The following is a 19,452-nucleotide window of genomic DNA, read 5'->3' as shown; positions in this document are numbered from 1 at the left end:
ATGGAACTAAATAATAATAAGACAGCACCTATTGTGCAAGAAATGGATAAGAATCAGTTATCTCTTGATTTAATGCATAGAATGAGGCTTACGGGTATGGCAACTGCCTTTGAAGAAAGTCTAACAACTACAATTGCAGATACGATGACACCAGATGCCTTTTTATCTTGGCTCTTATCTCGAGAATGGGACTATCGTTCTGCAGCAGCCATTGAAAGACTCATAAAATCAGCAGGGTTTAGATATAAAACCTATCCTGAGCAAATAGATTATAATATCAATCGCAACCTTAGCCAAAACAAAATGGAGAGAATACTCTCACTTGATTTTATCAAGCAAGGACGCAATATATTTATTACTGGTTCATCAGGAACTGGTAAAAGTTTTATCGCTACAGCTATAGGCTATCATGCTTGTAAAAATGGTATTAGAACGATGTATGCTAACATGTCAAAGCTGCTGGGGACACTTAAGGTTGCCAAGAACAAAGGAACGTTAGAAACAGAGCTAAAGAAGATAGAGCGATGTCGCTTGTTAATCCTCGATGATGCCTTCCTTGTACCTGTAGATGCAAAGAGCGTCCTATATTACTTGATATTATAGAAGATAGGCATGAAAGGAAGTCGATTATCATATCTTCTCAACTTCCTGTAGACAACTGGTATGATGCAATAGGCGACCCTACCGTGGCAGATGCTGTACTAGATAGAATTGTGCATACCTCATATCAAATAGAACTAACTGGAGAGAGTCTTAGAAAGATAAAAGCAAAGAATATTACCAAGTAATAGCGAAATAAAATGACCCACCCGACCAGGGCATTTAGTGGGTCAATAATAAATCGTTTTACTGGGTCTAAAATACTTTGACAGGGTGGGTCAAATTAGTGTGGCTTTTCCAGTAGGTTGTATCTGTCCCGTTTTGAGTGGTTCTTTCACATCCTTGGTGGCTTCGTTAGTCTTACCGTGGTTATTCACGGCTACCTGTGTTTTGTGTTCTTCGGCTACGGCAACCACTTTTTCTTTGCCGGTTTCCTGCTTCTTGTCAGGATTCCACTTGTAAAAACGTGGTCTATTCTGTTCCTTGTCCATACGAACGTACGCGTTGAAAGGTTGCCCTTGTTTGTCCACCATATTCTTTAGATATAGTGTACGACCGCTATCCAAGGCTTCACGCTGTTTATCTGACAGCTCCAAGCCGCAGAGCTTATGTGGTACGCCTTGCTGCTGTGTCTGCTGCTGGCGTTCCTTAAATCCACGGTTATTGTCAAAGATGAACTCAATGCCTTTCTTCTCGGCATTGACCTGAAGCGTGGCATCAAAGGACTTACCACTCTTGGCAGTCATGCCTTCCACCTTCACGGCTTTGCCTTCCACAAGTTCTTTGTACTGGGCATCAGAGAGCGTTACGCCCTTGATCTCCTTAGGGATGTTCACACGGTCGGCACGCAGGGCGATGATTTCATTCGTTTGCGGGTCAATAGAAACGTATGCAGAGAAAGGTTCGGCGTTCTTGGGTGTTACCTCGATGGTCTTGCCCAGATTACCCGTAGTGAGGAGTTGCTCCTTTTCTTCGGGAGAGAACTTGTAGCCCATATAGGGAAAGTCAAGCTGTGGCTCTTTTCTCAGAGGATGAATAGCCAAACCGATATTGCCGTTATCGTCCGTACGGAACGCAAGGCGTGCTTCAGTGTAGATAGTGGTCTCGCCGATAGGAACAGCAATTGTGATGAGATTACTCTTCTGCCAGTTAAGCATTTTCTCTAATTCTCCACTCTGTTCCAATCTCTCACGGGACAGTCCAAGACTGTCGAGCATCTTCCAGTCCACTTTCTCGTGGTCGATGGCAGTGGTATTCTTCTTTTGCGGCAGATAATCATCAAAGGACACTCCAATCTCTGCCAGCTGCTGCTTGCTTTCGAGCTTCTCGCGGTTTTGCAGCATGGTACGCAGGTTGTCCACGCCCTGTTCCACATTGTCTGCCAATACCTTGTATAATCCGAAGTGAGTCGGGTTATTAAACTGTTTGAGGAAGTTGGCCATGAAATTCTTCAGAAGTCCGTCCTTGTTGTTGAACTTCAAGAACGCTGCCTGATTGGCAGCGACAGCCTCGGTGGTCTTGAGATTTCCCTTGTCGTCAACACCGGATACGACGGACAATTTACCCACTTCCTGCTCATTCTTCACTTCCGTGCGGTCTTCCAAGACCAGCACATAGTTGTCATTGTTGTTTGATTCCATTGCTTGATAATTTTAATGATGAATACTGTTATCAAGCGGCTAAATTATAGGTATATGAAGAGATTGGAAAACTTTTGGGAAAAGCGGGAAATACAGGGGAAAAACAAGAAACCATTATCCGAATCTGTATGGAAAGCGGATAATGGCATGTTATAAATAAATATGAACGTTTCCGGTAGAGGAACTTATTTATTTATTTCCTCCTTTTTCGAATATTCTTTTTCTATCAATAAATTGATGAGAAATTTCTGCAAGTCTTGGTCAGTGGGTACATTGAGTTTCTTGCGGATGTGGTTACGCGTCACGTCGACGTTGTTTTCGGTTTTGTCGAGTAGTAGGCCGATTTCGCTCCGCTTCTTTCCCGCGAGAATGAGGCGGCACACATCCGTTTCTGATTTAGTCAGACAGGGAAAGTGGTGTCCCAGATCGCAGTCATCCATCAAGTGTTTTTTCAGATGCAGGCGCACGGCGTTGACGAGGTTCCGTTGCGATTTCGGCTTGAGCATGGAAAACAGGCAGTCGGTGTCCTCGGGCGATGGGTGGTCGTTGCTGCTCATGCGCAGGTAGGCCTCTATTTCCCGTTTATTCAGTCTGACGGCGCGCATCAGTGTCGTCTCACGGTGATGCAAATCGGTATTTTCCTTCGTTACACTCATCACATTATATCGCAGCAGTTCGCCCAGCGTGCAGAGGAAAAACTGCACGAAGAGGAAGAAACCGAACAGGCGCCAAAGCGAAGGCTCTTGAAGATAGGCTGCCACACAACCGTAGCTAACCACACTGATAGCAGAGACGATAAAGGGGGTGAGCCGGACAAAGCTCAACACAAGGAAGAAGATTGCCAGCAGGGATGTTATCTGATTGATAAGGATGAGCTGCAGAAAATGGTCGGGGCGCACCGTAGCGAAATAAAAGAAGCGCACGGCGATGGTACACTGTGCCACGAGCGCCACGAGTGAAAAAGCCTTGGAAAGCGTCAGCCGCCGCGTGAGGTAGAGCGACAGCGAAAGGAGGCACATCGCCAGATGGATGCCGCTCATCGTCTGGGGCAACGCTTCCTGCGAACCTCCAAGCCCCATGAACTGCAAGGAGATGACGGTAACAACGAGTACAGAGTGGAGCAAATACACGATGACGCGGTGCCGCTCAATGGTGTTTGTAGTGCGCGACCGTAGGAATGCCGATACCTTTTCTGTGAGAAAATGAATGATCATTGTTGCTGTTTTTACTTTTTATAACGACTGCAAAGATACGTTTTTATTTTCTCTTTACCAAGCTTTTTATTAAGTGTTTTTAAGGTGGTATTAAGGTTTTTAGGGGGGCGGAAATACCTTTAAAATGCTCTTTTCTGTCATAATCCTTAAAATAACAATTCTCTTTATGCTATTTTTGCATCATCTTTTGCTGCTCTCGCAAAGATTTTTCTTGTGGAATTGCTCAGAAGAGCACCATTAGGCATGCGAAATTCAGCAGAAAGGAATGCGAAATGAGAAAATGAGAAAGTAGAAATATATTTAATTCATAATTAGCAAAAAGAGTTATTCATAAAGAAAATGAGATTATGGCAAATGAAAAACAACTGTTGGGTATATATTTTAAGAAATGAAAGCGGAGAATTCATCATTGGCTTTTCACTTGAGATGGATAAAAAGTTCACCGAAATCTCCACGCGAAAGGAAAAGTTGTCTTATCTCCGTCCGTTTGAAAAACCGTTCGACGGCTTGGCACACAAACATCTTTTGGATTCTCTTTCCAAAGATACGATCAACTTTCTCGTGCAACGTAATCGGGAACGGACAGAAATATACAAGGAAGTCTTCCGGAAAACGTAGTAACTACGCCACGCCCCCGATAACCAAAAGAATATTTATTTTTTTAATTTCAAATTCAATATGAAACAACAAAACATCATTCAGAGGCTCAGCCTCTTCTTGCTTGCCCTCGTGCTGACGATGCCGACGTGGGCGCAGGGCGGCTCCGGAAACGAGAGCGAGACCATTACGATTGCATCGAAAGAAGACTGGAAAGCGTTTTGCAATCGGGTGAACAGCGGACAGACCACCCTCAACGCCAAGCTGACAAAGGACGTGGACCTCGGCTCGGACATTGTGATGGCAGGAACAGAAGACCTCAATTCCCCTTCCTATAATGCCTTTTTCTATTACACCGGCACGTTCGACGGACAGGGACATACGCTCTCGTTCAACTGGAATGCGGGCAAAGATAACCAAATCGCCCCCTTCGCGTTTGTGAAGGACGCCACGATCAAGAACCTGCGCACCCAAGGGAAGATCACGACGAAGGGTTACAACTTGTCCGGAATGGTTTATGGAGCCTTTGGCACCACCACCCTCACGGGCTGCATCAGCGACGTGGACATCACGGGGGGGCGCAGTGGTTTGGCTTCATCCAATGCCGCGGGCATGGTTCAAGCTGTAGCCTACCAGGCCTCGGTTCATATCACCGACTGCCTCGTCAAAGGCAGCATCACCGACAATGCGGATGAAAGCGACAGAGCAATGGCCGGCTTTGTCTTTTATAATGGTGGCACCTACACGCTGACTCGCTGCCTCTACGTCGGCAAGAACAACGCCACCAACGACAAATACAGCAAAACCTTCGGCAAGGACGGCTACGGCGCCACCTTCACCGACTGCTACTACCTCAACCCCTGCGGCAAAGTGCAGGGCGATAAGATCACCGAGGCGCAGCTGAAGAACGGCTACGTAGCCTATAAGTTGCAGAAGGGCATAGAGTCGCAGGTGTGGGGACAGACGCTCGGCACCGACACCATTCCGCAGCCTACCACCGACGCCACGAAGCGGGTGTACGAGGTAAAGTTCGTCTACAACGGCGAGGTGAAGGCAACGCGCTATGCCAACAGCGGAAAGACCGTCGAGCTGCCCACGGCGCAGGACCTCTTAGGCACGGGCTACAACCCTCATCATTATTATGCCATCGCCTTTGCCGACGGCTTCAACGCCTCCACCACCGTAACAGCCGACAGGCAGGTGACAGTAAGCATCACCGAAAAAGACTGCTACGAAATCGCGTCGAAGGCTGACTGGCAGGCGTTCTGCGCCCTCGTGGAAGACGGACAGACCGCCGTTGATGCGAAGATGACGAAGGACGTCAACCTCGAAACGGACATCACGATGGCGGGAACTGCCAACAAGCCCTATGCCGGCACGTTCGACGGGCAGAACCACACGCTCACCGTCAACTGGGATGCCGGCTCGGCCAACGACGTCGCCCCCTTCGGGAGAGTGAATGGCGCCACCATCAAGAACCTGCGCACCGAAGGCTCCATCCGGTCGAACAGTTTCTATCTGTCGGGACTGATTGACGAAGCGGCTGGCGGCAACATCACCGTCGCGAACTGCGTCAGCGCGGTGAACATCACGAGCAGCTATACCAGCGACAGATGCGGGGCTGGAGGCTTGATTTCCTATATATTCCCCAGTGCCCGCGTCACCATCACCGACTGCCTCGTCAAGGGCAGTATCGACGCCACCACCGAGAAAGGGCAGAAAGGCATGGGCGGATTTGTATATAGCCAGAACGGCACCTGCACGCTGACCCGCTGCCTCTACGCCGGCACGAACAACGCGGACAACAGCAACAACAATTGTTACACCTTCGCCCCGACCAATACCTCCGGCGCCACCACCACCCTCAACAACTGCTACTACCTCAACACCTGCGGCGAGGCACAGGGCACGCAGGTAACCAAGGAGCAACTCAAGAACGGCTATGTGGCTCATAAGTTGCAGGGCACGCGCGAGGAAACCGTGTGGGGACAGGTGCTCGGCACCGACACCATTCCGCAGCCCACCGCCGAGGCTGCAAAACAGGTGTACGAGGTGAAGTTCACTCTCAACGGCAAGGTGAAGGCCATGCGCTACGCTAACCGCGGCCAGACCGTCAGCCTGCCCACCGTGCAGGAGCTGCTCGGTGCTGACTACGCTCCCAACATTACCTACGCGCTCAGCTTTGAGGGCGACTTCTCGGCGTCCTCTACCGTTACCGGCAACACCACCGTGGTGGCAAACGTGGTCTTCAAAGACATCAGCATCGCCACCAAGGACGACTGGAAGAAGTTCGGCGAGCTCGTAAGATCCGGGGAGGGAAAACTCAACGCCAGGCTCACCGCCGACATCGACCTCGGCGGGGACTTCCTGAAAATAGGCAGCGAGAGCACCGGCTATTCCGGCACCTTCGACGGACAGGGGCACACCATCACGATCGATTGGAACGGTAACGGCGGTGGTTACATCGCGCTGTTCCCCTCTGTAACAAATGCCACCATCAAGAACCTGCGCGTAACGGGGCAGATGACGTCCGACAGCGAGCCTTTGGGCGTATTTGCTTTCGAGGCGGGTGGCAACACCACTTTCTCGGGCTGCGTCAGCGATGTGAAAATCACTAACGGCGACAAGAACGACACCTACTGCGCCGCAGGAATGGTGCGCGCAGCATACAGCAAAGGCAAAATCACCTTCAAAGACTGCATCGTGGCCGGCGACCTCAATGGCACCACCGACAACAGCAGGCAGGGCATGGGCGGATTTGTATGCGGTCAGGCAGACGACGCCACCTGCACCTTCGACAACTGCCTCTACACCGGCACGAACAATTCCAAGGGCGGCTACACCTTCGCCCCGAACCCCACGCTCAACAACTGCTACTACCTCAACCCCTGCGGCACAGCACAGGGTGAGCGGATAGTCGAGAAGCAACTCAAGAGCGGCGAGGTGACAAAGAAGTTGCAAGGCGACCGTACCGACAGCTGCCACTGGGCACAGGTGCTGGGCGAGTGGCCGGGCCTTTACTGCGAGACCGACAAGGCGAAGCCGAACTATGTGTATTATAACAAGGAAAACAACGGCTGGACGTGCGACGACTTCCGCCTCACCGACGGACAGTCGCTGCCCATCGGGCTCGACTTCACCGCCGCGAAGGCAAGCTACGAGCGCACCCTCGCCGCCGGCAAGGCCACGCTCTGCCTGCCCTACGACCTGCCCGTGCAGGGCTTCAAGGCCTACACCCTTGCCGACAGACAGGAAAGCCGCACCGCGGTGCACTTCAAGGAGGTAAACGGCACGCTCGGAGCCTACAGGCCCTACCTGCTCGTGGCTGACGGCACGCCACAGCTCGGCGGAGAGAACCTGCAGGTGAAGGCCGACCGTAGCAGCATCGTCCTATCTGCCGGCAACTACTACTTCAAGGGTGCGGTGCATGACGTGGTGAACTGGTGGCTCACTTCCGATCACGCCTACATCCTGCAGGCCGACGGCCTGTTCCACAAGGTAACGTCCAACAACCCCTCCGTCACGGTGCCTGCCTACCGCGCCTACATCAGCTACAACAGCCATGAGGGTGCCAAGCGGCTCTCCATCGTCTTCGATGGCGAGACCACGGGCATCTACGGCACGACGGACGGTGCGACAGACGGTGCGGCAGACGGTGCGGTGTACAACCTCCAGGGACAGCGCGTGGCCGACCGCCTCGACGACAGCGTGCGCCGACAGATTCCCACCGGCGTGTATATCGTCAATGGTCGCAAGGTGATAGTGAAATAAAAAAAGAAGTCTCTCTTCATCGGGGGTGCGGCACGCCGCAGGGGCGTGATTCATCACGTTCCGAATCCCACGGAAACGGGCGGTGCGCTCCCCCCGATGATTTAAAACAAACAGTTAATTAATAAAAAATGAACAATTACATCAAACCGGAAATTAAAGTGGTCCCCATCACATTAGAAAACTCTATCCTCGCCGGCTCCCTCAGCGTGGGCATCAGTGAAGACCCCGCCACGGGGCCTGCACTCTCGAAAGGCAACAACTTCTTTGACGGCGAGGAGGACGACGATGACTATGACGCCCCGAGCCGCCGCCCGTCATCGCTGTGGGATGATTAAATCCATTTTTATCGAGGGCGTGGTGCATAACAGGTGCCACGCCCTTTTGATAATTAAAGAAAATGACGTACACATACAGTCCGAAAGATATTCTCTCGAACATATATCTTTCTATTCCCAATAGTAAGGTAACTTTTCTCGGAAACCTTTGCAAGGAACAGATGCTCGGAAACATCGGTTGGTAAATGGTCTACTCCTTAGACAAGTGGGCAAGAGCCGGGTCCGCTTTAATGCGTTCCTTCTCCGATTCCACAAGTGAGAGAATCTCTTGTTTGATGCGTTTATAGTTGGCTTCGATGGTCTCTTTGAGATTGTCGGAGCCATCTTCGTTTGTAAAGTCCGCGATTATAGGGATTGGTTGATAGGCTTTCATCTCGGCGGAGATTTTGGCACTATCCACGACTATCTCCGCATGGAAAATCTTTTGGTCGATGCGCTCATCGAAGTTGTCGGACACGGCACCGACAAACATGCCCTGTGTGAGGTTGGAAATCTTGCTTGCCGGGATAAGACTGTCCATCTGTGTGGAGATAGATGTTGATTTGTCGTTGCGGTTGATGGTCATGGACTGCCGCTGCTGCAAGACCTTTCCAAACCGTTCGGAAAGCGTCTTAGCCGTCTCACCGACTACCTGCCCGGAAAACACATTGCCTACCGTATTTTGAATCACCTTGCTTTCCTTGTCGCCATAATCACGGGTAAGCTGTGAAAAGTCCTGAAAACCAAGACATACTGCCACTTTGTTGCTTCGTGCAGTAGCAATGAGGTTGTCCAAGCCTCGGAAATAGATAGTCGGCAACTCGTCTATGATTACCGAGCTTTTGAGCTGTTTTTTCTTATTGATGAGTTTCACGATACGACTGTTATACAGACCGAGTGCAGCCGAGTAGATATTCTGTCGATCAGGATTGTTACCAACTACAAGCACTTTCGGCTCATTAGGGTTATTGATGTCGAGCGAGAAATCATCGCCCGTCATCACCCAATAAAGTGCAGGGCTTATCATACGTGAAAGCGGTATCTTGGCACTGGCGATCTGTCCCTGCAACTGGTCTTGCGCTCCGCCCTCCCAAGCATCCATGAAAGGAGAAAGGTAGTTGGCAAGTTCATCGTAGGAAGTGAGTATCGGGAATATCTGTGCGTAGGGACGGTTGAGAAATTCGATGGCATGGGGAAAGGTGCAATACTTCCCGTCCTCATAGATTTTCAGGAACCAGATGATGGCAGCCAGCAGGATAATCGGAGACTCGACGAAGAAATCTCCCTGTTTTTGTATCCACGAGCGGTTCAGATTGAGCATGATGGTGTATGCGCTCTCGTAGGCATCGGATATATCCGTCATAAAAGCAGGATTGATGGGATTGCAGCGGTGAGACCTGCGTGGGTCGTCAAAGTTGATAACATAAAACTGCGGCTTTACCTTATAGGCATCCAAGTGATGAAGCAGGTGATTATAGGCAATCTCGGAAAGGTCGGGAAACTTGTAATCATAGATATACATGGCAAAGCCTTTCCGAATCTGTTGCTTGATATAGTTGTTCACAATGGCGTAGGATTTACCCGAACCCGGTGTGCCAAGCACCATTGAGGCACGGAAGGGATTGACCACGTTAATCCAACCTTTGTTCCACTTCTTCTTATAGTAAAAACGTGTAGGGAGATTTACCGAGTATTCATTCTCCATCAATCGTGTTTCCTGCATGAAACTCTCGTTCTCCGTATTGAATACATCGTCCATCAAGTTGTTTTTGAGCAGTCGGCTCATCCATACGCCACCCATCAGCAGACAGATATAACCAACGGACAGCGTGAAGATATATAGCGTAGCTGCACCAATCTTGCCGATGGGCAATGCTAAGAGCCACCAGTTGAGAAAGAAGAACACAAAACCTGCGAAAAGCACCGCCCAAATCTTTGGCCATGTGATTTTCTCTTCTTTCACGCCTTTTGTCCCAAGGCAGGATAAAGCAAGAAACACCACACAAAAGAGTTTCGTCCAAAGGATAGACGAAAACAAGCCCGCCGTGTGTTGGAAATTCATCAGAATTCTGTTGACGACGCCGAGTGTAAAATGCCACTGCTGAAATGCCTCGTAGCAGAACCAATAACAGTTGATAAGGAGGAATATCACCGATATACCCCGCATAAAGTCCATAACCTTACCCAATGCCCTTAAATCATCTTCTTGTGCCATAATCGTATTGCTTTTATATTTGTTGTATTATCGTTATTTGAATTGCGTTTGAATACTGTTCAAACAAAATTTGAAATACCTACTTATCTTTTCCTCCGTTTGAGATTGACTTTGCTTTGCCTGCGAAGTTTACGCTGCCATGCCGCTTCTTTCCAATCATCATTGCCCGTAGATCTGAAAGAGTCACCCACTATATCCTCGATGAGTTCATCGACAAGGTTGTCTCCATCTTCCGTATCTGATTGCAAGGGATGAGCGGTTGGCGATGGTTCCAAACGAACAGACGAACCACCATACAGCATTTCAACCAAGAATGGGTTGTGCGTAGGATTGGAAAAATAGCCATTGAATACATTGGCGGCATATCCCTTTCCCAATCGTGAACCGTTGAGTGCAACACCTTGCTCGTCATCAATAAAGGTAATGCCGTAAATTCTTCCATTGTCATTTTTTCGGATTACCACACGCAAGCCTTGTTCCTCCAATCTGCTCCGCAGGTCTTTCTCTGTCTGGGGAGAGGTGCGCATAGCTTGTAACACTTTGTTCCTGACGGTTGGTATCAGTGGCTTGATGGTTTGCTTGGACTTTTGCATCCTGTTCTGTACGGCAGTATAGCCCACACCACGGCCGATGTCCGAGGCATGGATGGGTGTGCTTACTTTATTGCTCTTGTCGTCTGTCGGAACATAGACCAGTCCGTCATATTTCTTTCCCCGAAACTCCGTCTTCACTTCTTCCACGGCAAGGTTATATTTACTCAGGATGGCATTCAGTTCTCCTAATGAACAAAACTTATAATGTTTCAGCACCATGCGGACAACGCTTGCCACCTGCTCCTTGATATTCCCTTTACCAATATCTACCTTGGGCGTTTCTGCTACTGCCTTCTCAGTAACCTTTGAACTCGGAATAAGGTTATACTTCCTTTCCAAGGCATCGGTAATTTGCTTGCTCCGCCGTTTCTCAAACTTATCATTAATCTTCTGCCCACGACTGTCCACCCGAAGTGATACGATGTGTATATGCTCACGGGCGATGTCGCTGTGCTTGAACACGATATAAGGTTGATTGCCGTAGCCGAGTGCCTCCATATACTCCTTGGCAATCTGCGTGAGTGTTTCATCTGAGAGCTTCTCGTCCGGATGCGGATTAAGGGAACAATGGAACACCGTCTTCTTCGTTCGGCATTTCTTGGGTATCAATGCCTCCATGTCGGCAAGCACGTCCTCCATCGTATAACGTCCCTCTCTGTCCTGATACAACTCAGCGGCAAGGAGAATGCTTGCTTCCCCTTTCTCCACCTTTTTGAAGTTATAGCCGAGTGCCCCTCCAAGGTTCTCCGTTGCTGAAATTTTTGCTATCATTTTTCTAACTAAATTCTCAATACTTCTTCTTTCTATAATCAATGGTTAGATTGATAGCCTGCTCTTGTAAGGCAATGATTTGAGCCGACAATTTCTCCAACTTCTCAAGCATAATCTGTGCAGTCTTTATGCTGTGATAGCTGTTGATGGCACGCACGGCTTGGTTATACAGCACGCCAATCTTATGGATTTGCGTCGTCAGTTCTGAGAGCTTTCGGTAATATTCCACGGCAGATTTGTCCACCGTAATCACTTTGAAACTCTCTCCAAGGATACGACCACGCACAAAATCCGACTTGGTTTCCGCACCTGATTTATGGAACAAATCAATCGCCCGTTGCTGGTCTTTGGGCTTGGGAAGACGGGTATCCCATCTGTCCCATCGTTCTATCTTTTCGTTCATTGTTTTTATCCTTATCTAATTACGACTTTGGAGTAATTCTCTCCCCCCTCGGGGCAAGGGTCTTTGTCGGCAGAAACGGAGTTTGTCGGACAAAGACACACCTTGCTGGTATCAAGAGTTGATGCGAATGAAGCATCCACCTGTAAGGGTGTCCGCTTCGGGTAGTTTACCTCCATGTTCCCTATCCGCCTGCAAAGTTACGGCAGATTTCCAAATATCTCATTATCAGCCATATTCCCTCTTTTTCCTCATATTTCCCTCCATTTCACAGGCATAGAAAAATCTATCGAAAAAGCTTTTATTTTGCAGACAGAACGAGCGGACAATCACTCGAACAAACGTTAAAAAGGACGATAAAAAGTTCGGAAAATAGATTGTTCGATTTCTCGATAGTTCGACATTTCGAGATGTAGATTTCTCGAACTCTTGACAAACCGAATGGTTGATAGAACAAATGATTGATAAAACAAATGACCGACAGATCGGCAAGACAAACGATAAAACAAACTGTCGATGGTTCTATCGGACAATCAAACGTTCAAACGGCATATCGCCCAAAAGACAGTTCAACAAATAAAATATCTATCGCAATGGAACAGACAAATACATCGCCCATCTTTCTGGGCTTTTCCTCCCAGAAGGGAGGTGTCGGAAAAAGCACGCTGGCAGAAATCGTCAGCAGCATCCTCTATTATGAGAAAGGCATCGAACTCTTCATCGTGGATTGCGACCTTTCGCAGGACTCTTTTTATAAGCTCCGCCAAAGGGAAAAGACTTTTGTCGAGGGCGATCCCTTGGTTTCCCAGCAGATGAACAACTATTTTTCAACATTGGGACGTGTTTCCTACCGTGTTCTTAAGGCCGACCCGAAGAGTGCCATAGCCAAGGCTGAAGAACATATCCGCAAAAATTCCAAGAAACGCTTCGAACTGGTGGTCTTCGACTTTCCCGGGCATGCGGGGACGAGTGATCTGCTGGAACTCTCACTAGAAATGGACTATATCCTTTCCCCCATCGAGGCCGACGTACAGTCAATGGTCTCCTGCCTTGCCTATGCCAAGACCATGCAGGACTTGGGGGTGTCGATGACCGGGGCGCGTATCAAGGATGTCATGCTCCTTTGGAACAAGGTGGACAGACGGGTGAAGAGCACGCTGATAGAGAAATACAGCGAATACATCAGGAACGAGGGCTATACGCTGTTTGACGAACACGTCTATGCCGCCCACCGTTTCTGTCACGAGTTGGAACAATACGGCTTTCGTGGGGCATTCCGTTCCACTTATCTGGCTCCGGGCAAAGCCCAACGTGCAGGCACGGGGTTGGATGAGATGATTGACAGCCTGCTCACGCATATCAGACTAAAGAAGGAGGCGGACAATGGCACGGATTGACGAACGGAGAAAAATCTTGGAAGCCAAGCTCAAGGAGATGTCAGAGGACGGCATGATGAAAGGAAAGCCCAAGGATACGCTTGCCTTCGACCCGCCCGATGAGGATGAAGAAAACGAGCAACAAGAGGCGAAGGAGATTATGCCGGTTCAAGGGAATACTCCCGTCCTCCAAGAAACGAATGCGGAAAGGGCAAGGAAAGTGCCGCATGAGACTCAGGTACTCTCATTGGACGATTACCGGACACGCTATTTTCACGCTGTCCGTATCCGCGAAAAGACAGCCTTCACGATGGATGTGGAGACCTTGCAGGTACTAAGGAACGTGCTGCAAGACTTGGGTGAACGGATCTCGATGGCTGCATACATAGACAACATTTTGCGTGAGCACCTCAGAGAGCATAAGGAACTGCTCAACAATGCCACGGCAAGACAACGGCGTAAAACAACCATAACAATATAACATATTATGACAACAAACGATTTTCTGATTTTATTCTTGGTATTCAGCAATATTCTTCTGATTATATATTGCTGTGTCATTTTCTTTCAGGTTTACATAAGAGACATGAATACCAAGGAAGACAACACGGACAATCCCACTCAGGTAAAGAAAACAGCGTCCGGAACTCAGCATCTTATGGAAGACAGCAAGGATTTTACAGATACGGATTACCTTGCTGACTTTATGCTGCAAAGTACAGAGGAGCAATGGGAGGATTACAAAGCCAAGTTCTTTATTCCAAGGCGGTCCCGAAACAAATCGGGGTTCACGATCAACACAGAGACCTTAACCATACTCCGCAATGTTCTCCGCGATACAAAGGCGGAAACGACGTTGACGGCTTACATAGAGAATATCCTTACCAATCACCTCAAAACTCATCAGGAGCTTATCAATGAGATTGCAGACAAGCAGAAATTAAAAAACACTTTATACCTGTGAATATGGAAACTGTTCTTTTAGATATTCTCCTTTTCTTGGGTGTTGTTTGGGTGATTTTGGGCATCGCATACCTGTGGAGGCTTTTTCAAGACTCAGCAGCCCTATCAGGTAAGAACACCCCGAAACAGAAAGCTGGCAAGCAAGGTGAAAGTCCCAAGCCTTCTGTTTCCCAAGAGCAAATAGACAGTGCCCACCATATTCTGGTAGGCAGGAGCAAACCTTTCACTTCCCCGTCTGTCCCCGAAATTCCCGCTGTTTCCTCGTCTGAAAATTCAGCCAAAATTTCTGATACTTTTGCAGGGCAAAACACCCAAACAGGGCAGGGCGCGACCGAAAAAGCAGGAAGTACCGCAGAGGAGGACGACAATGAGATGGATGTCGATTATACGATGGACGAACCGGATGAGGACACCATAGCCCGTGAGGAACTGGAATTGGACATCGGTGGACGAAGTGAAAGCCTGATAGCAGACGATTCTCTGCCCGAAGTATCACCGTCCAGTATCCTCGCAAGGGACATTATCCGTGTCAACGGTTGGCACAGGAATGACGATGCACTCGATGAGGAAAGCGAAACGGAGGTTCACGAAACGCTGCAAGCGATACGAGGGACTGAGCTCATGGAATACATGAAAGAAGCCGCACTCGGACAGGAGCAAGACCATCAAAGGCTCCTTGCTGCCATTCGCAAAGCGGAGGAAGCGGAATTAGAGGAAAGTAATATAAGCTCTTCTCCTGATTCTGAAACAGACTCAAACGTAGAGAGCAGCAACAGCGATGCTTCGGAAGAAGACGAGCGTCCACTTTCATACTATCTGTAAAACTAGTGTTTTTGTTCATATTGTACAGTGTTCGAGGGGTGGCTCAAAAGTAAAACAATCATCCCATATCTGTCATACGATAAAACCGAGCCACCCCTTACCACCTCTATCTAAAAGAAAACAATTCATTTAACAACTTAAAATAAAAAGAACAATGAACAACAAAAAGAAAATCACAATGCTGTTACTGCTGACGGCTACCGCCATAGGAGCATACGCACAAGGCAACGGCATTGCCGGAATCAATGAAGCAACGAAAATGGTAACCTCCTACTTCGATCCCGGCACGAAACTCATTTATGCCGTAGGGGCGGTAGTGGGGTTGATTGGAGGAATAAAAGTGTATAACAAGTTCTCAAGTGGTGACCCCGATACGAGCAAGACCGCAGCCTCTTGGTTCGGTGCATGTATCTTCCTCATCGTGGCTGCCACTATCCTGAGAAGTTTCTTCCTGTAAGGCGATGGCAGCATTTGAAATCAACAAGGGTGTAGGCCGGACGGTGGAATTCAAGGGCTTGAAGGCACAGTACCTCTTCCTCTTTGCAGGAGGGTTGCTGGCAGTCTTCATTCTCGTGGTCATTCTCTATCTCTGCGGCATCAGTCAGATAGCCTGTCTTGTCATAGGTGTAGTGGGTGCCACCATAGTGGTGTGGCAAACGTTCACCATGAACAGAAAGTACGGGCAATATGGATTGATGAAGAAAGGAGCAGTGCGTATGCACCCACGCTACCTTGTGAACCGCCGTACGGTCTGCCACCTTATCCGTAACCTTCAACCAAAGAAAGCGAAGAAATGAGAAATAAAAGCAAGATAACTACCTTGGAATCGAAGTTCCCGCTACTCTCCATAGAGCAGGGGTGTATGGTGAGCAAGGATGCTGACATCACGGTGGCTTTCCGTGTGGAGCTGCCCGAACTCTTTACCGTCACCTCTACAGAATACGAAGCAATGCACTCTGCCTGGCATAAGGCAATCAAGGTGCTACCCAATTACAGCATCGTACACAAGCAGGACTGGTTCATCAAGGAGGACTATCAAGGAAAGCTCTCCGATGGCGGACTGAGCTTCCTTGCCCGTTCCTCTGAACGGCATTTCAACGAACGTCCGTATCTCCACCATTCAGTCTATCTCTTCCTTACCAAGACCAACAAGCAGCGTATGGCACAACAGAGCAATTTTTCTTCGCTCTGCCGTGGACACCTGCTACCAAAGGAGATTACCAACAAGGACGAGGTGATGAAGTTCATGGAAGCCGTAGACCAGTTCGAGCGTATCATCAACGATACCGAGCAGCTAAGGATTGTCCGCATGACAGAAGAAGAGTTAGTTGGCACAAATGAAAAGGGCGGACTACTCGACAGGTATTTCTCTCTATCAGAAGAAGGACACGCGTCTTTGGAGGACATCCGTCTAGGCGCAGACCTTGTGCGTGTGGGCGACAATATGCTTTGTCTGCATACACTCAGTGATACGGATGACCTGCCGACAACAGTCAGCACGGACAGCCGATACGAGCGGTTATCCACCGACCGAAGCGACTGTCGACTTTCCTTTGCCTCGCCTGTGGGCTTGATGCTGCCGTGTAACCACATTTATAACCAGTACCTCTTTATCGAGGATAGCGATGCCAACTTGGAACGCTTCGAGAAGCAGGCAAGAAACATGCACTCGCTGGCACGCTACAGCCGTAGCAACCAGATCAACGAGGAATGGATACAGGAGTATCTCAATATTGCCCACTCACAGGGGCTGACATCTATCCGTGCCCACTTCAACGTACTGGCATGGAGCAGCGATAAGGAAGAACTTCGCCAGATTAAGAATGACGTAGGCTCTGCACTTGCTCTTATGGAATGCCACCCACGTCACAATACCATTGATGCGGCAACGCTCTACTGGGCGGGTATTCCCGGCAATGCGGCAGACTTTCCTGCAGAAGAGTCGTTCTATACTTTTATCGAGCCTGCCCTCTGTTTCTTTACGGCAGAGACGAACTATAAGGACTCGCTCTCACCCTTTGGCATCAAGATGGCAGACCGCCTTTCTGGAAAACCCGTCCACTTAGATATATCGGATTTGCCGATGAAAAAGGGAGTCATCACCAACCGTAACAAGTTCATCTTGGGTCCTTCGGGCAGTGGTAAGTCTTTTTTCACCAACCACATGGTACGCCAGTATTACGAGCAAGGGGCGCACGTCCTCTTGGTCGATACAGGAAACTCGTATCAGGGATTGTGCGAACTCATCCACCGCAAGACCAAAGGCGAAGATGGGGTTTATTTCACCTATACCAATGAAAGCCCGATTTCCTTTAATCCCTTCTACACCGACGACTATTTCTTCGATGTAGAGAAAAGGGAGAGTATCTGTACGCTGCTGCTCACGCTCTGGAAGAGTGCTGATGAGCATATCACGAAGACCGAGGCAGGTGAACTTGGCTCTGCCGTGAACTCGTACATCGAGCTGATATGTGCAGACCATAGTGTTACGCCCTGTTTTAATACTTTCTATGAATACCTGCGAGACGTCTATCGCAAGGATATGGAGAAACGGGACATCAAGGTGACGCTCTCGGATTTCAACATCAATAACCTCCTGACGACACTCAAGCAATACTATAAAGGCGGTCGTTACGACTTTCTTTTGAACTCGGACAAGAACATCGACCTGCTCTCTAAACGCTTCATCGTCTTTGAAATCGACCAAGTGAAGGACAACAAGGACCTCTTTCCTGTGGTGACGATTATCATCATGGAAGCCTTCATCAACAAGATGCGCCGATTAAAGGGTGTCCGCAAGATGATACTCATCGAGGAAGCGTGGAAAGCCATCGCTTCGGCAAACATGGCGGACTACATCAAGTATCTCTACAAGACGGTGAGAAAGTATTTCGGGGAAGCCATTGTCGTAACGCAGGAAGTGGACGACATCATTCAGTCGCCCATCGTCAAGGAGAGCATCATCAACAACTCCGACTGCAAGATACTGCTCGATCAGCGCAAGTACATGACCAAGTTCGACGGCATACAGGCGATGCTCGGCCTTTCGGAAAAGGAAAAGAGCCAGATACTATCCATCAACCAGAACAACGACCCGAACCGACTCTACAAGGAAGTGTGGATAGGGCTGGGCGGTATGCAGAGTGCTGTCTATGCCACGGAAGTGAGCATGGAGGAATACCTCACCTACACCACGGAGGAAACCGAGAAGGTGGAGGTAATGAACAGGGCGGCACAGCTCGGTGGGGACATCGAAACGGCTATTCGTCAGCTTGCACAAGAGAAACGGGCTGCACGAAACCGTTAATCGGACAAGACATGTAAAAAATGTATTGGTTTAGCCAAACGTGGATAAACAATTGGACAAACGTGTCCAATCAATTAGACAGTCGTGTCCAAATACTTGGACTAACTTGTCCAACTTATCCCTATAACAGCAAGCTGAATAGACATCCCTTAGTGGACATTCAGACAAACATAGTATTCACATCATAAACAAAAAGAACAATGAAAACAAGAATTTTAATGCTGCTGATGGGCACCGTCCTTTTATTCAGCGGAAAAGCCCACGCACAGTGGGTAGTAACCGATCCCGGTAACTTCGCCGGCAACATCGTCAATTCGGTCAAGGAGATAGCAACAGCTTCGAAGACGGTGAAGAACACCTTGGACGGATTCAAGGAGGTGGAAAAACTCTACAACGACACCAAGAAGTATTACGATGCGCTGAAGAAAGTGAACAACCTCATTGGGGATGCCTACAAGGTCAAGGAGTGCATCCTGATGGTGGGCGACATCTCGGAGATTTACGTCACCTCGTATAAGAAAATGCTCTCGGACAAGAACTTCCGCCCTTCAGAACTTGCTGCAATGGCTTCGGGCTATGCCAAGCTTCTGGAGCAGAGCGGTGAGAGTCTCAAGGAACTCAAGTCCATCGTCAAGTCGGGTGTTCTCTCGATGAACGACCACGAGCGTATGCAGGCAATCGACCGTATTTATACCACACTGAGGGAAAACCGCTCGCTCGTGTCGTATTACACAAGGAAGAACATTTCCGTGAGCTACGTGCGTGCAAGAGAAAAGAACAACCTTGCCTCCGTCAAAGCACTCTACGGCAATACGGCAAGCAGGTATTGGTAATCAGGTCATTGGTGATTCATACATCTAAACACACTT

The 19,452-nt window shown here is 48.8% G+C and carries 16 protein-coding genes and 1 pseudogene; 12 read left to right on the top strand and 5 right to left on the bottom strand.

The annotated features are described in order from the left end of the window. Nucleotides 1-788, top strand: a pseudogene (gene istB / locus J5A56_RS12110) (IS21-like element helper ATPase IstB). A 90-nt stretch (nt 789-878) separates the two neighbouring features. Here istB and J5A56_RS12105 read toward each other — a convergent pair. Both J5A56_RS12105 and J5A56_RS12100 read right to left on the bottom strand, forming a co-directional pair. After that, nucleotides 879-2,240, bottom strand: a complete 1,362-nt coding sequence (locus tag J5A56_RS12105; RefSeq protein ID WP_021670734.1) for a DUF4099 domain-containing protein — start codon at nt 2,238-2,240, stop codon at nt 879-881. A 185-nt stretch (nt 2,241-2,425) separates the two neighbouring features. Beyond that, entirely contained in the window at nt 2,426-3,454 is a 1,029-nt protein-coding gene (locus J5A56_RS12100) for a helix-turn-helix transcriptional regulator (protein WP_007367162.1), read from the bottom strand. A 678-nt stretch (nt 3,455-4,132) separates the two neighbouring features. On the opposite strand from J5A56_RS12100, the gene J5A56_RS12095 reads away from it, so the two are divergent. Both J5A56_RS12095 and J5A56_RS12090 read left to right on the top strand, forming a co-directional pair. Next, nucleotides 4,133-7,822 carry a peptidase M26 gene (locus tag J5A56_RS12095; RefSeq protein ID WP_211815531.1) on the top strand — a complete coding sequence of 1,230 codons (3,690 nt, stop codon included), beginning with the start codon at nt 4,133-4,135 and terminating at the stop codon, nt 7,820-7,822. A gap of 128 nt (nt 7,823-7,950) precedes the next feature. Continuing rightward, nucleotides 7,951-8,157, top strand: coding sequence for a hypothetical protein (locus J5A56_RS12090; RefSeq protein ID WP_004343303.1), 207 nt, complete (start codon nt 7,951-7,953; stop codon nt 8,155-8,157). 190 nt (nt 8,158-8,347) lie between these two features. On the opposite strand, the gene mobC is transcribed toward J5A56_RS12090, so the two are convergent. The 3 genes from mobC to J5A56_RS12075 all read right to left on the bottom strand — a co-directional run bounded on the left by mobC (nt 8,348) and on the right by J5A56_RS12075 (nt 12,118). Further along, nucleotides 8,348-10,351: a conjugal transfer protein MobC gene (gene mobC / locus J5A56_RS12085; RefSeq protein WP_009347073.1), complete on the bottom strand. Its 2,004-nt coding sequence runs from the start codon at nt 10,349-10,351 to the stop codon at nt 8,348-8,350. Nucleotides 10,352-10,434: 83 nt separating this feature from the next. Next, nucleotides 10,435-11,715 (bottom strand): conjugal transfer protein MobB, encoded by a 1,281-nt coding sequence (gene mobB, locus J5A56_RS12080; protein WP_009347074.1) that lies wholly within the window; start codon nt 11,713-11,715, stop codon nt 10,435-10,437. Nucleotides 11,716-11,731: 16 nt separating this feature from the next. Next, nucleotides 11,732-12,118 carry a hypothetical protein gene (locus J5A56_RS12075; protein WP_004346347.1) on the bottom strand — a complete coding sequence of 129 codons (387 nt, stop codon included), beginning with the start codon at nt 12,116-12,118 and terminating at the stop codon, nt 11,732-11,734. Between the two features lie 454 nt (nt 12,119-12,572). On the opposite strand from J5A56_RS12075, the gene J5A56_RS13790 reads away from it, so the two are divergent. From J5A56_RS13790 to J5A56_RS12035, 9 genes are all read left to right on the top strand, one after another. Further along, complete coding sequence (locus J5A56_RS13790; RefSeq protein ID WP_282958285.1) at nt 12,573-12,695, top strand: hypothetical protein; 123 nt, start codon at nt 12,573-12,575, stop codon at nt 12,693-12,695. Nucleotides 12,696-12,708: 13 nt separating this feature from the next. Beyond that, nucleotides 12,709-13,512 (top strand): division plane positioning ATPase MipZ, encoded by an 804-nt coding sequence (locus J5A56_RS12070; protein WP_036918809.1) that lies wholly within the window; start codon nt 12,709-12,711, stop codon nt 13,510-13,512. Beyond that, nucleotides 13,499-13,972, top strand: coding sequence for a DUF3408 domain-containing protein (locus tag J5A56_RS12065; RefSeq protein WP_004351245.1), 474 nt, complete (start codon nt 13,499-13,501; stop codon nt 13,970-13,972). The genes J5A56_RS12070 and J5A56_RS12065 overlap by 14 nt, the downstream gene beginning before the upstream one ends. A 105-nt stretch (nt 13,973-14,077) precedes the next feature. Then, complete coding sequence (locus tag J5A56_RS12060; RefSeq protein WP_223381209.1) at nt 14,078-14,455, top strand: DUF3408 domain-containing protein; 378 nt, start codon at nt 14,078-14,080, stop codon at nt 14,453-14,455. Nucleotides 14,456-14,457: 2 nt separating this feature from the next. Beyond that, the gene (locus J5A56_RS12055) at nt 14,458-15,276 is read left to right on the top strand and encodes a hypothetical protein (protein WP_021670886.1); all 819 of its coding nucleotides are present in this window, start codon (nt 14,458-14,460) and stop codon (nt 15,274-15,276) included. 154 nt (nt 15,277-15,430) lie between these two features. Continuing rightward, on the top strand, nt 15,431-15,733 hold the full coding sequence (locus J5A56_RS12050; protein ID WP_036918814.1) for a DUF4134 domain-containing protein: 303 nt from the start codon (nt 15,431-15,433) through the stop codon (nt 15,731-15,733). A gap of 4 nt (nt 15,734-15,737) precedes the next feature. Further along, complete coding sequence (locus tag J5A56_RS12045; RefSeq protein WP_008566149.1) at nt 15,738-16,073, top strand: DUF4133 domain-containing protein; 336 nt, start codon at nt 15,738-15,740, stop codon at nt 16,071-16,073. Continuing rightward, nucleotides 16,070-18,583: a TraG family conjugative transposon ATPase gene (locus J5A56_RS12040; protein WP_211815530.1), complete on the top strand. Its 2,514-nt coding sequence runs from the start codon at nt 16,070-16,072 to the stop codon at nt 18,581-18,583. Before J5A56_RS12045 ends, J5A56_RS12040 begins: the two co-directional genes overlap by 4 nt. Nucleotides 18,584-18,783: 200 nt before the next feature. Next, on the top strand, nt 18,784-19,416 hold the full coding sequence (locus J5A56_RS12035) for a DUF4141 domain-containing protein (RefSeq protein WP_008823910.1): 633 nt from the start codon (nt 18,784-18,786) through the stop codon (nt 19,414-19,416). The last annotated feature ends 36 nt before the right edge of the window (nt 19,417-19,452 follow it).

Origin of the sequence: Prevotella melaninogenica (assembly GCF_018128065.1) — a bacterium.
Classification (GTDB): Bacteria; Bacteroidota; Bacteroidia; order Bacteroidales; family Bacteroidaceae; genus Prevotella.
This window is presented reverse-complemented; position numbering and strand designations above follow the sequence as displayed.

What these genes read in the sequence shown, in the direction of transcription:
- J5A56_RS12105 (WP_021670734.1), bottom strand. Translation starts at nt 2,240, where the DNA reads ATGGAATCAAACAACAATGACAACTATGTGCTGGTCTTGGAAGACCGC.
- J5A56_RS12100 (WP_007367162.1), bottom strand. Translation starts at nt 3,454, where the DNA reads ATGATCATTCATTTTCTCACAGAAAAGGTATCGGCATTCCTACGGTCG.
- J5A56_RS12095 (WP_211815531.1), top strand. Translation starts at nt 4,133, where the DNA reads ATGAAACAACAAAACATCATTCAGAGGCTCAGCCTCTTCTTGCTTGCC.
- J5A56_RS12090 (WP_004343303.1), top strand. Translation starts at nt 7,951, where the DNA reads ATGAACAATTACATCAAACCGGAAATTAAAGTGGTCCCCATCACATTA.
- mobC (WP_009347073.1), bottom strand. Translation starts at nt 10,351, where the DNA reads ATGGCACAAGAAGATGATTTAAGGGCATTGGGTAAGGTTATGGACTTT.
- mobB (WP_009347074.1), bottom strand. Translation starts at nt 11,715, where the DNA reads ATGATAGCAAAAATTTCAGCAACGGAGAACCTTGGAGGGGCACTCGGC.
- J5A56_RS12075 (WP_004346347.1), bottom strand. Translation starts at nt 12,118, where the DNA reads ATGAACGAAAAGATAGAACGATGGGACAGATGGGATACCCGTCTTCCC.
- J5A56_RS13790 (WP_282958285.1), top strand. Translation starts at nt 12,573, where the DNA reads ATGATTGATAAAACAAATGACCGACAGATCGGCAAGACAAACGATAAA.
- J5A56_RS12070 (WP_036918809.1), top strand. Translation starts at nt 12,709, where the DNA reads ATGGAACAGACAAATACATCGCCCATCTTTCTGGGCTTTTCCTCCCAG.
- J5A56_RS12065 (WP_004351245.1), top strand. Translation starts at nt 13,499, where the DNA reads ATGGCACGGATTGACGAACGGAGAAAAATCTTGGAAGCCAAGCTCAAG.
- J5A56_RS12060 (WP_223381209.1), top strand. Translation starts at nt 14,078, where the DNA reads ATGAATACCAAGGAAGACAACACGGACAATCCCACTCAGGTAAAGAAA.
- J5A56_RS12055 (WP_021670886.1), top strand. Translation starts at nt 14,458, where the DNA reads ATGGAAACTGTTCTTTTAGATATTCTCCTTTTCTTGGGTGTTGTTTGG.
- J5A56_RS12050 (WP_036918814.1), top strand. Translation starts at nt 15,431, where the DNA reads ATGAACAACAAAAAGAAAATCACAATGCTGTTACTGCTGACGGCTACC.
- J5A56_RS12045 (WP_008566149.1), top strand. Translation starts at nt 15,738, where the DNA reads ATGGCAGCATTTGAAATCAACAAGGGTGTAGGCCGGACGGTGGAATTC.
- J5A56_RS12040 (WP_211815530.1), top strand. Translation starts at nt 16,070, where the DNA reads ATGAGAAATAAAAGCAAGATAACTACCTTGGAATCGAAGTTCCCGCTA.
- J5A56_RS12035 (WP_008823910.1), top strand. Translation starts at nt 18,784, where the DNA reads ATGAAAACAAGAATTTTAATGCTGCTGATGGGCACCGTCCTTTTATTC.